This window comes from Verrucomicrobiota bacterium (genome assembly GCA_016200005.1).
Lineage (GTDB): Bacteria > Verrucomicrobiota > Verrucomicrobiia > Limisphaerales > PALSA-1396 > PALSA-1396.
The window spans coordinates 1-14,717 of sequence record JACQFP010000007.1 but is presented as its reverse complement, the minus strand read 5'-3'; the positions used below and the strand labels follow the sequence as shown (position 1 = coordinate 14,717).

Sequence of the window (14,717 nt, the reverse complement as noted above, 5' to 3'; positions counted from 1 at the left end):
TGGTCGCGTTTCAATCCTTGTCAGCGGCCGGCTTCTTTCCGCCGGTCAGCCAAGCGGTGAAAATTTCACGCTGCCCTTGCACGACCACTTCGTCGCCGGGCACAAGGCCATCTTTGATTTCCACGTTGCGGTCATCCTCCGCGCCGGTCTGGACATCCACACGGTTGAATGTGTCGCCGGTGCGCACGAATACGAATTTCTCGCCTCCATCCGACATCACGGCGGATTTCGGAACGGTGAGCACGTCGGAATTTGTGGCGAGCACCACAGCGGCCTTGACGAACATATCAGCGCGCAATTTGCCGTCGGGATTGTCCACCGCGAACCAGACGGGCAACGTGCGCCGCTCCGGGTCAAGTTCCAGACCGACGAATGTAATTGTGCCGGTGGATTCGTTTGTCGGATAGCTCAACGCCGCAATTCGCGCGGTCTGTTCTCGCTTCACTTTCGCCGCGTCTTCTTCATAGACCTGCGCTATCACGATGACCTTCGAGAGGTCCACGATGTGAAAAAGTTCCGTGTTCGGCTCGATTGCATCGCCCAAGCTGACGCCGCGCTCGTTGACCACGCCGCTGACCGGCGCGATTACTTCAACCGTTGGTGGCGGTTCGCCGAGTTGGCGGGATTGGATCGCGGCCAGCTTCTGACCCTTCTCGACGCGGTCGCCGACGCGCGCGAACAATTGTTCGACACGACCCGAAATGCGCGTGGTGACGTGGGCGTGGCGGTCGGGATCAATCTTCACGCTGCCGTTCAGAAGTAAAATGGTGTCAATGGAGTGGAAGTCCGCCTTGTCGGTTTGCAGGCCGATGGACTCTTGCTGCGCCTTGGTCAATGTGACCGGCCCTCCGCCTCCACCACCTGCTTCGATTTGTTTGCCGTGGCCAAATAGTTTTTGTGGTGAAATGGCTGCGACGAGCAGGACTGCCAGCCAAACGCAATGGGTTGTTTTCAGTTTCATAAAGTGTGGAAATTATTTTTCAATTTGATGTAGCGGAACGGAGACGGTTGCGGTCTGCCAGTCCGACAGGGCGCGCTCGAATTCAGCCAACGCCTCCAGATAATTGAGATGGAGATCGCTGAACTGCTGCTGCGCCTGTATTACCGCCGTGATACTGACGAGGCCATCCGCGTAGCCTTTTTGCAGCAGGGAAACATTTGTCTCTGCGAGTTTGATGGAGTCCTCGCGATATTGACGAAGGATGCCGAGCAGGCGGCGCATTTGGTTTTCCGCCGTTTGCGTCTCCGCAGCAATGCGCAAATCCAGCGCCTTCAATTCGGCTTCGGCCCGTTGCTGCGTGGCCTGCGCTTCGCTGATTCGTCCTTGATTGCGATTCCAAAGGGGCAGTGGAATCGAAACACCAACGCCCAGGAAGTTGTCAGGCTTTGTCCCTACAGGAGCGACGAACTTGTCCACCGTGTGGCTGTAATCGAAACCCACCGTCCAGTCCTCCCACTTCTCCGCGCGAGCAAGTTTGATTTCCGCTCCCGCGCGGTCTATGCCAAGGGCCGCCAACTGGCGGTCGGGCCGACGGGCCAGGATTTGGCGCGAAATGTCTGCGACTGTATTGGTATCAAACTCGGCCTCGAGCGCGCCAGACATCTGCAACGAGGTCTTCGGCTCGCGTCCGAGCAATTGATTAAGTGCGGTCGTCGCGATTTCCTGTTGATTGAGAAGCGCGGCTTGCGCCAGGGTCAGTTTTTGCAATTCCAATTTCGCCAGGTTCACATCGGCGGCGGAAACTTCCGCCACTTTCAACCGCTTTTCTGAAACCTCGACGAGTTTTTGAATGGTGCTCTGAATTTCTTGATTTGCTTTGAGCTTTGCTTCCGTGACGAGCAGTCCGCGACAGAGGCTCAACACTTCGCCTGCGAGTAATCGTTCCTGATTGCGCACCTCGGCCATCGCCATCGCTACATCCACGCGCGCGACAGCTTTGGCTTTCGTCAATCGTCCGGTGATGGGGAAGCGTTGTTTGAAACCCGTGGAAAAATCGTATTCACCTTCGTTGGCGAAAGCCGCGTCCGAGCCGTGCCTGGTTTCCCATTCCGGGTTGGGCCATAGCCCCCCGGCCTGCTTGAGCCGCCCTTCCGCCTGCCGGATGGCAAAGCGTGCAGCAATGACGTCGCGGTTGTCGGCCAGCGCCGTTGCCACGGCAATTTCAGGCGTGAGGTTGGTTGTTAGCGGCTCGGCAAACGCGCTCAGACCGCTCAACAGCAGGACGCAAAGTGGCAATAGTTTCGACATAATTTGTTTTTCAATCGGCTTCGGACAAAATCGTTTTATTGGTGGACGGAAAATTTCCGTGACGTGGCACGGAACGAACGGGAGAAGCGAATCAAGAGCGCACGGACGCGCTATTGACTTCGCTTAAAGAAGAACCGGCGGAGCGAGACTGCGGAACGCCGGGCCAAGAAACACTTCGGGCCTGAACACCCAATCGCGGTCTGGCGGTTGGCGGGAAACAGGCGTTTTAATTTGAGCAACCATCAACGCGTGCGACGGCGAGACAAAACCTAAAATGCAGAAACCAAAATCGGGTTTGAAAAGGGCATTGTGGTTCGCTGTGGGGACAAGCGTTTTTAGAGAATCGCAGACTGAATCATCGTGGCCAGAGTGGTTATCGGAATCGGGCGCTTGGTCGTGGTCGTGGTGCGAGGCAGCCGTTTGTTCGTCGTGATGACTTGGCTGGCAATGAGAGTCCCCAAAGAAACAATCAGTGGAACAAAGCACCAACGCGCCAAGCCAAACAACCAGCGTTGTCATCGCGCAGGCGCGAATGGCGGGCGTCAGTTTTGTTTTTTGCAGACACGTCATAACTGGTTTCCAGTGCCAAACTGCCAAGGCTGAGGGTATTTGTCAACTATGCGACCGTCGCATTGTCCCAGTCGCTGCAAGTTACTCGGGGTGCCGACACAAAACCGATTTTCCTTTGGAAAACAAAAAGCCCCTTCCGAATTCTCGGAAGGGGCTCAGGAGAGAACCAGCCAGACCTAGAACTTGTAGATGATGTTGGCGACGAGGGTCACGGCATCTTTGTAACCGCCGGGTGCGGCAAGAGTTCCGCCATACGGCTTATCCCCGGTCAGGCTGTGGTCCCAACGCGCTTCAAGTCGGCTGACCACGTTTTTCCAAAGTGAGTAATCAATAGTTCCGGTGAGGCCGCACAACTCCGCTCTATCGCTGGTCGCCGTCGGTGCGTACCAGAAACCGCTCGTGGTTTTGGTGTATTCGGCGCGGGCGTTCAATTTAAGCTTCTCCGTGGCCTGATACATTGCGTAAAACGTCGCCGCATTCACGTATGCGGATTTGTTCTGTGCCGCCGCGAACGCCAGAGGGGCGCCGTCCATGTAATCGTAGGAAGCACCGAAGCTCAATCCTTTGACGGGCGTTGGCACCGTTCCACCGATTTGCCAACAGGTGATATGCCCCGCGCTCAAAACGCTCCCGCCGCTGCCGGAAGCATTGTTCAGACCGTTAACAATCGTGCTGGCTAATGTGGCGCCTTTGAGCCACCCCCAACTCTCGGGCGCGGTGAGCATGAACATCCCCATGTAAGTCTTTTCGGTTTGAGACGGAGCAGCCGCACCGGCCCGCATCCCGCGCCAGTTCACGCCGTTGTTATAAGTATTGGCTACGCCGGCCATCAGGCTCAACGCGTCGTTGACTTTGTAGGTTAGCAATAAGCCGGTGTGACTGGCGGGCTCCATCGTCCACGCAAAAGACCGGCTGTAGTTCGGATTATCGCCGGCATCGGGCACTTCATAGCCGCCGATGTAATTGAAATGGCCGAGTTTGATGTCAAGCCCGTTGCCAAGCGGCGCATGGAGATCCACAAAGGCTTGTTTGATAGCAAAGTCACCGCCCGCGCCAACGGCGTTGGGAAAGGAGGTGTTGAAACCAACCGCATCTGGCCCCATCCACATTTGGGCGACATAGCCCGCGCCCCAATCGCCTTCACTTACCGGCTTCGATAGCGTGAGTGAAACGACGTCGAGGTTGAAACCATCTTGCTTTTGAGCTGGGCCATCGAAGGCACGACCCGGGATGCCCGCGGTGCTGTTGCCTATGTACCAGTTGACCGACGTATTCACATAACCACTCAAAGTGGTCGAAGAAAGCGCGGTCATCACTGAACTCGCTTTCTCCTCGGCCTTGACGGCTGAGGCGAGGCTGACCACTCCGACCGCGGCCAATCCCAAAGTCCATTTATTAAACTTCATTCTTTGATTCCTCCAATGCTGGTTGTTTTTTTGTTTGTTCACTGAACGCAAAGTTGTGTCGCTGGCACACTCAAAAACCCGATGAAAGCTGGGCCACGGCTTTGGACACACGCGGTCCCAGCTTTCATCACCGAGGGAACCAACAATGCACGAACCGGCTTAGGCAGGAGCCATGCCAGCAAATTCGAAAAGGTGTTAACACCTTTGATTTCAATGAATTCTATTTTTGGCTTTCTTTTTGAAGCCAACAACCATTGCGCACTTCTCGACAGATCGGTCAAATTTCCACAGGTCTTGTTGATTTGACTCAACGGTCAATTTCGCTTTGGCACCCAAACCTTCTGAAGAGGTGCCGCGCGGATACGATTCCTCAAACAAAAGTGGAAATCGGAAGAGTGGAAATCGGAAATAAAAAAACCCCTTCCGATTTTCTCAGAAGGGGCATCAAAGGTTCCAAGCCAGCTTAGAACTTGTAGATGATGTTCGCGAGCAGGACGTAGGCGTTATCGCTGTGGCCGGCGAAATAATTCTCGTGCGATCCATCGGCACCGAATTGTTCGCCTTCGAAGGAATGATCCCAGCGCGCTTCCAACCGGCTGATCACGTTCTTCCACAGGTCATATTGAATCGTGCCCGTGAGTGCCAACACTCTGGGTTGGTTCTTGGAAGATAGGTGAGAAAACAGCATGGGGCCATTGTTGCTGGTGCTGTCGCGCAGGTATTCGCCGCGCGCATGCAAACTCAACTTTTCCGTTGCCTGGTACGAAGCATAACCCGCGATCGCCCATGCCTGATCGTTGGAATTGTGGACGTCGAGGAAGTCGAACGATCCGCCAAGCCGCAACCCGGCAATCGGAGTTGCCAGAGTAGCACCAACGTAGTAGCTGGTTGTGTTTTGATCCAAGTCGCTGCTGACCTCGTTGTCATTGAAACCGTTGACAATGCCCGCATACAGCGAAGAGCCCGACAAGAATCCCCAATCGCTTGGCGCCGTGAACGCGAGGGAAGCCATGTAGGTCTTATACGATTCTGCCTTGTTACGGTCAGTATCGCCGGGGACATCGAAGGCGCGATTGTTGATTATCGGTCCGACTGTATTGGCAATACCCACGGTGGCGCTAACCAAGTCGCTAAACCGGTAACTCGCCAAGACACCCGTGTGAGTTTGCGGCTCGATCGAATGGCCGTAAGAACGGGTGAAGTTGGGATTGCTCGGCGATTCCACCGACTCGTACCCGATGATACTGTCGAACACACCAACCTTGAAGTCGATGCCGTTGCCCACCGGGGCGCGCAGGGCGACATAAGCCTGGCGGACCGCGAAATCGCGGCCTGGAAAGGCCGTGGTCGATCCACCATTTTGGGTGTTGAGCGTGTTGGCGTCGGGTCCAAACCACAGGTCCACTCGGTATCCGGCTGCCCATTCGGATTCATCCAATGGCTTTTCCAGCCTCAATTGGACCACGTTCAGATTAAACCCATCGGCCTTTTCGGGGCCTCCGAATTTGTACGGTGGACTGTTTTCGTTGCCGTTACCAATGTTCCACTGTGCCGAAGTATCCACGTAACCGCTCAGGGTTGTGGAAGAAAGCGCAGTCATCACCGCGCTCGCTCTTTCTTCGGCCTTGACTGCAGAGGCGAGACTGACCACTCCGACAGCGGCCAGACCTAGTGTCCATTTATTAAACTTCATTTTGGTTCCTCCGATGTTGTTGGTTCTGTTTTGTTTTTATATGCATTGGGGGGTAAACACAGTTTACCCGTGCACCAAAATGGTGCATTTGCCGGCGAATCTAGGGGAAAGCCTTTGGTTTGACAACAAGTATTTTTCAACTATTTTCATTTCGAATCCCGTGCGGCTTTCCGCGCAGTTTTGCCGTTCTATAGCGGGCCACATCCTTTCTACTCGAAAGCCGACGTTTTGGAGGTGGTCGTGTCTGCTGGGAGGGCTGTGTTCGGCACACCGGAACAGGAAATGCTTTTTTGATCGGAATGGTGCTCCGGTGCCACCACCTGTTTTGCATCATGGTGCGGTGTGCAAAAAAAGAATTCATCTGGACAGAGCATGACCGACGAAAATGGTAACTGAATTTATGCGAACGCAAATCAAGCTAGTGCTTGCAATGTATTGCGGGAATCATTATCAACCAGAACGGTAATTGTTATGCCTTCTTTTTCTTATGTGGCGCGCGAAACTGGCACCGGCCGCGAAATCCGCAGCACGGTGGAAGCCGGTTCTGAGCAGGCGGCGATTTCGGCGTTGTTGAATCGAAATCTCCTGGTGGTTTCCATTCAGGAAAAACTAAGCAAAAAGGGAAAAACCGGCGGCGGCCGCGTTTCGCTGGCCGAATTGGTGATTTTTACCCGGCAACTGGCCACCATGATCGATGCCGGTCTGGGGATGGTCACCTCGCTGCAAGGGTTGGCCGAGCAAACCACGAATAAAGTCATGCGCGACGTCATCAAGGACGTCTGCACGCGCGTGGAAGGTGGCGACAGTTTTTCCGAAGCCTTGCAGAAGCATCCCAAAGCCTTCAGCCGGCTATATGTCAGCATGGTGGCGGCTGGCGAGAAGGGCGGGTTATTGGCGACGATCCTGGCCCGGCTGGCGACTTATCTGGAAAACAGCGCCCGGCTGCGCAAAAAAATCAAATCCGCCATGATGTATCCCACGGCAGTGACGATTGTGGCGATTGGAATCACCATCTTCCTGCTCGTCAAAGTGGTGCCCGTTTTCGGCGAAATCTTCAGTGGCTTTGGCGCGAAGTTACCGGCGCCCACACAATTCCTGATCAACCTCAGCAATGTCGTGAAACATTATTTGCTGGTGATCCTGCTCGGCGGCGGCGGCATCGTGTACGCCTGGTTTTATTTCATCAAGACGCCGGCCGGCCGGGAATTCTGGGATTCCCGACGCATCAAACTGCCAATTTTCGGGTCCATCGCACACAAGATCTGCCTCGCCCGCTTTACGCGCACCTTTGCGTCGCTGGTTCGCAGCGGCGTGCCGATCCTGGAAGTCCTGAGCATCGTCGCGAACATTTGCGGCAACGTCATCATGGAAAAAGCCATCAAAGTCGCCGCCGGAGACATCGAGCGCGGTGAAGGCATTTCGGTGGCCCTAGGAAAACACCCGATCTTTCCTGCCATGATCATCCGCATGATTACGGCTGGTGAACAGACCGGAAAAATCGACGACATGCTGGAGCGCATCTCTGACTTTTTGGATGAAGAGATTGAGACGACGCTCTCCGGGTTGACCGCACTGATTGAACCGATTCTCATCGTGGTGCTGGGCGTGATTGTCGGCGGCATGGTCATTTGCATGTTCCTGCCGATCTTCAAACTGAGCGACATCGTCAGCCCGCAGAGGAAGTAGTGACGTTGCGGTTTCGTCGCTGCAGACTGACCGCGGCGAAACCCCGGAACACAATCCTGCTTGCCCATCCCAGCACTTTTGAATTAGCTTCCCCGCAATGGCCAGAGTATTGCTCGTGGACGACGAATTGACCATGCTCCAGATGGTCACCGAGATGTTACGCGAAGGAGGGCATGAAGTATTTCCCTTCACCAATGGCACCACCGCCATCGCCGCGCTTCAGACGCACTCGCCCGAACTGGTGATCACTGATCTTTACTTCGACAAAACCCGCGCTCATGGCATGGAGATTTTGCAGAAGGCGCGTGCCCTCAATCCCCCGGCCGTGGTCATTGTGATCACCGGCTTTGGTTCGATCGAGACCGCGGTCGAGGCGATGAAGAAAGGCGCCTACGACTACCTCGAAAAGCCCTTCAAGCTGGACGAGCTCAAACTCTGTGTGCAACGTGCCCTCTCCTACAACGAGGCCATCTCCGAAAATTTTTACCTCCGCAAGCAACTCAAGAAAAAATATCAATTCAGCCAGATCATCGGCAGCGCGCCCAAGATGCAATCGGTTTTCAAGTTGATCGAGCGCGTGGCCGACACCGATAGCACCATTCTCATTCTCGGTGAAAGTGGCACCGGCAAGGAATTGGTGGCCCGCGCCCTGCATTATAACAGCCACCGCCAGTTCGCGCCGTTTGTGCCGGTCAATTGCAGCGCGTTGCCGGAAAACCTGCTGGAGTCCGAGCTGTTCGGTCATCGCAAAGGCGCTTTCACCGGCGCAATCAACGATAAGAAAGGTCTTTTTCACGAAGCCGACGGCGGCACCATTCTGCTGGACGAAGTTGGTTCCATGTCGCCCATGCTTCAAAGCCGCTTGTTGCGGGTCTTGCAGGAACGCGAAGTGCGCCGCGTCGGCGACAACACCCCAACCTATGTCAACGTTCGCGTGGTCGCCGCCACCAACGAGCCGCTTGAGACAAAAGTCAAGGACGGCAGCTTCCGCGAAGACCTTTATTACCGGCTCAATGTCATTCCGATCCCGCTGCCCAGTCTGCGCGAACGCATTGATGACATTCCGTTGCTCGTCGCCCATTTCTTGAAAAACAAGGTCAACCCGCGAACCGGCAAGCCATTTCAAATCACGCGCCCGGCAATGGATGTCCTTTGCGTTTATGATAGGCCAGGCAACGTTCGCGAACTGGAGAACGCCATCGAACGCGCCGCCACGTTGTGCGAAGCGGACATCATACAAGTCGCCGATCTTCCCCCCGCCCTATTGAAGAATCTCACCAAAGACCAGATCGCCGCTTCCTCAGTGGAATTGTCATCCGCCACCTTGACGTTGCCAGACGTTCCGGCCACCGCGCTGTATCCCTTGAGCAATACGCACGACACAACATTTCTGGCGGCTCCGGAGTCACCCGCCGCGCAACCGGGTGTTCCGCTGAAAACATTTTTGCGCGAACAAGAGTTGGCCTTCCTCAACCGCACCCTCGCTCAAACCGGTGGCGACAAGGAAAAAGCCGCGTTGCTGCTCGGTGTCAGCCTTGCCACCTTGTATCGAAAACTTTCCGAGGATGTTTCAGAGTCTTAAGCCGGAAATTCTCAGGTGCTTGGGAACCATTCTGACCTCCGGCTCCTGACTATACTATTTGCCAAAATTAATTTCCGGATAGCCCCTCACCCCGTCCCTCTCCCCATCCGATGGGGAGAGCGTGGTCGAAGACCGGGTGAGTGGTTTGCGTGTTTCTTTCCGGAAATCTATTTTGGCAACCGCTCCAACAGCCCCTTCAAGAGTAACCAAGGCAAGGAGGCGCACAGAAGATTGCGATTTGTCAGGGAATCCGCCTCCTCACGCCGGCGGCTGCATCGCACCTCGACAGTTTTGGACGGTCTGTTGGATCTGCGGACGTGCAGTAAAGCTGAGGCCGTCCTCGGCCTCGCATGGTTACGGATGGGGTCGTCGCCGATCAGGCGGAACAGATTTCGGCGAGCCGGTCGTAAGCGGCATCCCAGGCGACGGCGTGCGGGACAATGGTTTCCATCTTGAAGGAATTGCGCACAATCTCCCGCGCGTGGTCGAGCGACCGGATGTGACCCAAGGCGAGGGCTTGAACCACGACGTTGCCAATCGAGGTGGCGTCGGTTGGAGCGATGACCACGGGAATCCGCAGCGCATTGGCCGTGAAATGATTCAACAAGGTGTTGGTGGGTTCGCCAAGAATGTAGAGCCTCGTAATCTCGCGGCCGGTAAGCGACTCGATCTCCCAGAGCGTCTTGCGATACAACAAGGCCAAGCTTTCAAGCACGCAGCGGATGATGGGACCGGGCTTGCGCGGAACGGTTTGATTGGTTTCCCGGCAGAACGCCTGGATCTTCAGCGGCATGTCGCCCGGCGCGAGGAACCGCGGGTCGGCCAGGTTGACCAACGATTCGAACGGGGTTGAGGAACCAGCGAGGTGCGTGAGCATGTCACTGTCCAGGGCGCGATCCTTTGCCATCCAGAAGCGCTGGCATTCTTCCAAAATCCAGAAACCAACCGCGCGCTTGGAGAAACGGACCGAACCGCCGTAGCCGATCTCATTGGTAAATTTCATTTCCCGACTGGCGTCGTTTATGATGGGTTCGTCAAGCTCGGTGCCCATGACCGCCCACGAGCCGGTGCGCAGATAAGCCCAGCTCTCGCCTTTGTCGATGGGCAGCCCGGCCAGCGCGGCGGCGATCTCGTGCGAACAGGACGTGACGACCTGAGCGTCCTCCAACCCGGTCGCCTTGACGACTTCCGGGCGGAGCGCTCCGAGCACCGTGCCGGCCCGCACGACTGGCGGGAACAGGTTCGGCGACAGCCGAAGGGCATTGAGCAAGCGGTCTGACCAATTCCTGGTGACGGGATTGTAAAGCTGGGTCGGACTGGCCAGGGACATTTCAATACGCGGGACACCTGCCAGCAGATAATTGAACCCATCGGCGACCGGCATGAGTTGAGCGTGGTTCAGACGACGCGACTTCTCCGCACCCAATTGGAAGAGCGTATTCATCGACCTCTGTTGTACGCCGGTTTCTTCGTAAATGGTTTCCCACGGTACTTTCGAGAAGACATTCTTCATTCCCTCGTCGGAGCGGGGATCGTGATGATGAAAGGTCGGCGTGATCAATGAACCATCTTGTTCAAAGAGCAGGTAATCCGCCGCCCACGAGTTGCAACTGATGCTTTCGACGGGTTCTTCATAAGCGCCGACGCCGCGCAGGCCGGCCAGGGTCTCCTGGTATAACTGGGGGATGTTCCATTGAAGCGAGCCATTTTCCTTGACGGTAAGGTTCTGGAAACGGCGGGCTTCGCTCATCGTGAGTTTGCCCTGGTGCAGGCTGCCCAACATGATCCGACCGGTATCCGCGCCAAGCTCGCAGGCAATGTAGAAATTGTTACTCATAAGCATTGAAAGGGATGCAGATTTTATGCCCTGCTGCAGCCGCGGATTTCTGCAATTCAAGGCAGCGACTGGTACGGGTGTTTGCTGTGTTTCGCATGGTTTTGGCAGCGTGATTGGGTCAAGTTTGAGGTTGTCGGAGTGTCCGACGTGTACCGAAACTGAACAGGGCGGCCTCCGGTTCGTGACAGTAGTTTGGATCTCACTGCGGCGTTGTCGAGATACAGCTTGACGCTCTTTGCTCCGGCGGGCTTGCTCTCGGGGATTCCAAACATGCCTGAACATTGACACGAACGACTGGTTACATGAACGGCGGCGAAATCATTGCGCGCGTATTGCAAAAGCAGGGGGTCAGGTTTTTATTCACACTTTGCGGCGGTCATATCTCGCCCATTTTTGTGGCGGCGCAGAATCTCGGCATCCGGGTCATCGATACGCGCCACGAAGTCAACGCCGTGTTTGCGGCGGATGCGGTTTCACGCCTCACCGGAATTCCCGGAGTGGCAACGGTCACGGCGGGTCCGGGCTTGACCAACACGATCACGGCCGTGCGGAACGCATACCTCGCGCAATCGCCGCTCGTATTATTGGGCGGCGCCGCCGCCACCATGCTGAAAGGTCGGGGCGCGTTGCAGGACATCGATCAGATGTCGCTGATGAAGCCGAACGTGAAATGGGCGGCTGGGATTACTAAGGTCAGGGAGATTGTTCCGACTTTGGAAAAAGCATTTGTGATGGCGCAGCAAGGAGTTCCCGGCCCAGTGTTTGTCGAATGTCCGATCGACACTTTGTATGACGAGGAACTCGTCCGCAGTTGGTACGGCGCGAAGAGCAAGGACGGCGCTCCCAAAAGCTTCCGGGACAGGATTGTTCAGTGGTATGTCAACCGGCACGCGAAGAACCTGTTTGCCGGAAAAGATGCGGTGTGTTTTGAAAACCCTTTGTCGAACATTTCTTATCCGACGCATTCTTCTTCGCAGATTGAGGGAGCGATTCCCAAACTGAGGGCTGCCGCACGGCCCGTATTATTGGTCGGCAGCGGCGCCATGATGAATCCGCAGAAAGCAAATGAACTCGCTGCGGCGGTCAGCAAACTCGGCCTCCCGGTTTATCTGAGCGGCATGGGCAGAGGTTTGCTTGGCAGAGAAAACACGCTTCAGATGCGCCATCACCGAAAGGAAGCCATCAAGGAATCCGATTTGATAATCCTTGCCGGTGTGCCGAACGATTTCCGGCTGGATTATGGCCGGCATATCGGCGGACGGCACTTCATCTCCATCAATCGCAGCCAGGAGGATTTGACGAAGAATAAAAAACCGACCCTCCCCATTCACGCCGACCCGCAGGATTTCCTGATCGCCCTTGCGCGTAGCTTTCGAGGCAATTGCTCAAGCTGGATCGAAACACTGCGCGCCCGTGACGTTAAGCGCGAAGCGAGCATCGACGCGCAAGCCAACGCGCCGACGGATCGCGGCATCAACCCGCTTAAACTCTTTCGCGAACTGGATCCTGCGTTGGATGACAAAACCATTCTCGTTGCCGACGGCGGCGATTTCGTCGCGACCTCGGCCTACACACTGCGACCGCGCAAGCCGCTTTCATGGCTCGACCCCGGCGCGTTCGGCACGCTGGGTGTGGGCGGAGGATTTGCGTTGGGCGCGAAGCTTGTTTTTCCGGACCACGATGTCTGGATCGTTTACGGCGACGGCAGCGCGGCTTACAGCCTGATGGAATATGACACGTTCGTCCGCCACAAGCTGCCGGTCATGTCGGTGATCGGCAACGATGCGTGCTGGAGTCAAATTGCGCGCGATCAGGTCGAGGTTTTGAAAAGCGACTGCGCAATGAATCTCGCGTCCAGCGATTATCAATTCGTTGGGAAGGCATTCGGCGCAGACGGCGTGCGCGTTGAAAACCTGGACGCCTTCAAGGCGGCGGTCGTTGAAGCGAAGAAATCCTCTAGAAACGGAACTCCCTTCATCATCAACGCAATCATTGGGAAAACCGACTTCCGAAAAGGCTCGGTTTCGATGTGACAAGTCATGAAGCAACTAATCCTCGCCTTTGCCTTGGTCTTGATAATTGATTTCGGCGTAATGGGCGAATCCGACTGGCCGCAGTTCCGCGGTCCGAACGGTTCGGCCATTGGCGAAAAGAGCGACCCGCCCATCCGTTTCGGCCCATCCTCAAATGTGGTTTGGAAAATTGAAATCGCGTCGGGCAATTCCTCACCCTGCCTTTGGAGCAATCGCATTTTCCTGACGACGTTCGACAAATCCAAACTGGAAACGCTGTGCATCGATCGACAAAAGGGACAGATTCTCTGGCGCCAAAAAGCACCCGTCGCGAAATTCGAGACGACGCATCCGTTGGGCAATCCCGCCACACCGACGCCTGCCACCGATGGTAAAATCGTTTATGTCTATTTCGGTTCGTTCGGTTTGCTGGCGTATGATTGCGACGGTAAGGAGCAGTGGCGAAAGCCGTTGAAGACGCCGGAAGTTGAATGGGGCGCCGGCTCTTCACCGATTGTCGAAGGCGACCTGCTGATTTTAAATTGCGATCAGGACCTCGGCGCTTATCTGCTCGCCGTGGACAAGCGCACCGGCAAAACAATTTGGATGACGGAGCGACCGGAGTTTCGTCGCGGTTTCGCCACGCCGTTCGTCTGGCGTCATGGCGAAACGGAAGAACTCGTGTTGCCCGGCTCGCTTTGGTTGAAGTCCTACGATTTGAAGAACGGCAAGGAGCTTTGGACGGTGGCCGGCACTTCTCGCGTGGCGTGCAGTTCACCCACCGCGGGCGACGATTTGTTGTTCAGCGCGAGTTGGAATATTGGTGCGGACGCGGGCGATCGCTTCACGATGCCGCCGTTCGACGATTACGTCGCGCAATACGACAAGAACAAGGACGGCAAGTTCACCAAGGTTGAATTGCCCGCCGGGCCGGTGGGCGATCGCTTCTCGCAAATCGACGTGAACCACGACGGCAAGGTCACGCGCGAGGAATGGCAGGGGATGGCCGACATGTTCGCCAAAGCCGGCAATGCGCTGCTGGCCATTCGTCCGGGCGGGCACGGCGACATCACGAAGACGCACATCGCTTGGAAAGTGACGCGCAGTCTTCCGTACGTATCTTCGCCGCTGTATTACGACGGCAAGCTTTACACGATGAAGAACGGCGGCCTCGCTTCGTGCTACGACGCGAAGAACGGCAAACCCTTTTATCAGGACGAACGCGTAGGCGCGCCGGGCGATTACTATTCATCTGCCGTGGCAGCAAAAGGGCGAATCTATCTCGTGTCGCAACAAGGCATCGTGCTGGTCATGGCCGCCGGTGAAACCTTGAATGTGTTGGCGCGAAACAATCTTGAGAGCCAGGTCATGGCCACCCCGGCCATCGCGGACGGAAAAATTTATGTCCGCACTGCCGACCATTTTTATGCCTTCGGCAAGTAACACATACGCTGTGCCACCATCACGAGCGTTGAATGGTGTCCGCAATCCCTTCACAGTCCCGCATTTCGCCCGAGGCGATGGGCGACCAGAGTGAATTATCACTGTCGTGGTGCGAGCAAAGTTGGAGAGGGCTGTGCGAGCAAAGCTGGAATGATGAGGGCGCCGCTGCTGTTTTACTTGAGGGGTGCGTTGCTGAGGCGCAAAGTGTCCTCGCTTCAGCGGAGGATAGGGCTCTGCGGG

At 56.0% G+C, this 14,717-nt stretch carries 9 protein-coding genes; 4 read left to right on the top strand and 5 right to left on the bottom strand.

From position 1 onward, the window contains the following. Positions 1-10 precede the first annotated feature (10 nt). The 4 genes from HY298_02670 to HY298_02655 form a co-directional block, all read right to left on the bottom strand. Complete coding sequence (locus HY298_02670) at positions 11-961, bottom strand: efflux RND transporter periplasmic adaptor subunit (GenBank protein MBI3849183.1); 951 nt, start codon at positions 959-961, stop codon at positions 11-13. A 12-nt stretch (positions 962-973) separates the two neighbouring features. Further along, positions 974-2,248, bottom strand: a complete 1,275-nt coding sequence (locus HY298_02665) for a TolC family protein (protein MBI3849182.1) — start codon at positions 2,246-2,248, stop codon at positions 974-976. Between the two features lie 746 nt (positions 2,249-2,994). Further along, positions 2,995-4,224 carry an outer membrane beta-barrel protein gene (locus HY298_02660; GenBank protein MBI3849181.1) on the bottom strand — a complete coding sequence of 410 codons (1,230 nt, stop codon included), beginning with the start codon at positions 4,222-4,224 and terminating at the stop codon, positions 2,995-2,997. Between the two features lie 463 nt (positions 4,225-4,687). After that, on the bottom strand, positions 4,688-5,917 hold the full coding sequence (locus HY298_02655) for an outer membrane beta-barrel protein (GenBank protein ID MBI3849180.1): 1,230 nt from the start codon (positions 5,915-5,917) through the stop codon (positions 4,688-4,690). Positions 5,918-6,388: 471 nt separating this feature from the next. On the opposite strand from HY298_02655, the gene HY298_02650 reads away from it, so the two are divergent. Then, positions 6,389-7,603 (top strand): type II secretion system F family protein, encoded by a 1,215-nt coding sequence (locus HY298_02650; GenBank protein ID MBI3849179.1) that lies wholly within the window; start codon positions 6,389-6,391, stop codon positions 7,601-7,603. 97 nt (positions 7,604-7,700) lie between these two features. Next, complete coding sequence (locus HY298_02645; GenBank protein ID MBI3849178.1) at positions 7,701-9,185, top strand: sigma-54-dependent Fis family transcriptional regulator; 1,485 nt, start codon at positions 7,701-7,703, stop codon at positions 9,183-9,185. A gap of 376 nt (positions 9,186-9,561) precedes the next feature. Here the strand turns inward: HY298_02645 and HY298_02640 are convergent, their stop codons facing one another. Further along, positions 9,562-11,022 carry a rhamnulokinase gene (locus tag HY298_02640; protein ID MBI3849177.1) on the bottom strand — a complete coding sequence of 487 codons (1,461 nt, stop codon included), beginning with the start codon at positions 11,020-11,022 and terminating at the stop codon, positions 9,562-9,564. A 302-nt stretch (positions 11,023-11,324) separates the two neighbouring features. On the opposite strand from HY298_02640, the gene HY298_02635 reads away from it, so the two are divergent. Continuing rightward, positions 11,325-13,055, top strand: a complete 1,731-nt coding sequence (locus HY298_02635; protein ID MBI3849176.1) for a thiamine pyrophosphate-binding protein — start codon at positions 11,325-11,327, stop codon at positions 13,053-13,055. 6 nt (positions 13,056-13,061) lie between these two features. Further along, on the top strand, positions 13,062-14,477 hold the full coding sequence (locus tag HY298_02630) for a PQQ-binding-like beta-propeller repeat protein (GenBank protein ID MBI3849175.1): 1,416 nt from the start codon (positions 13,062-13,064) through the stop codon (positions 14,475-14,477). Positions 14,478-14,717: the final 240 nt, after the last annotated feature.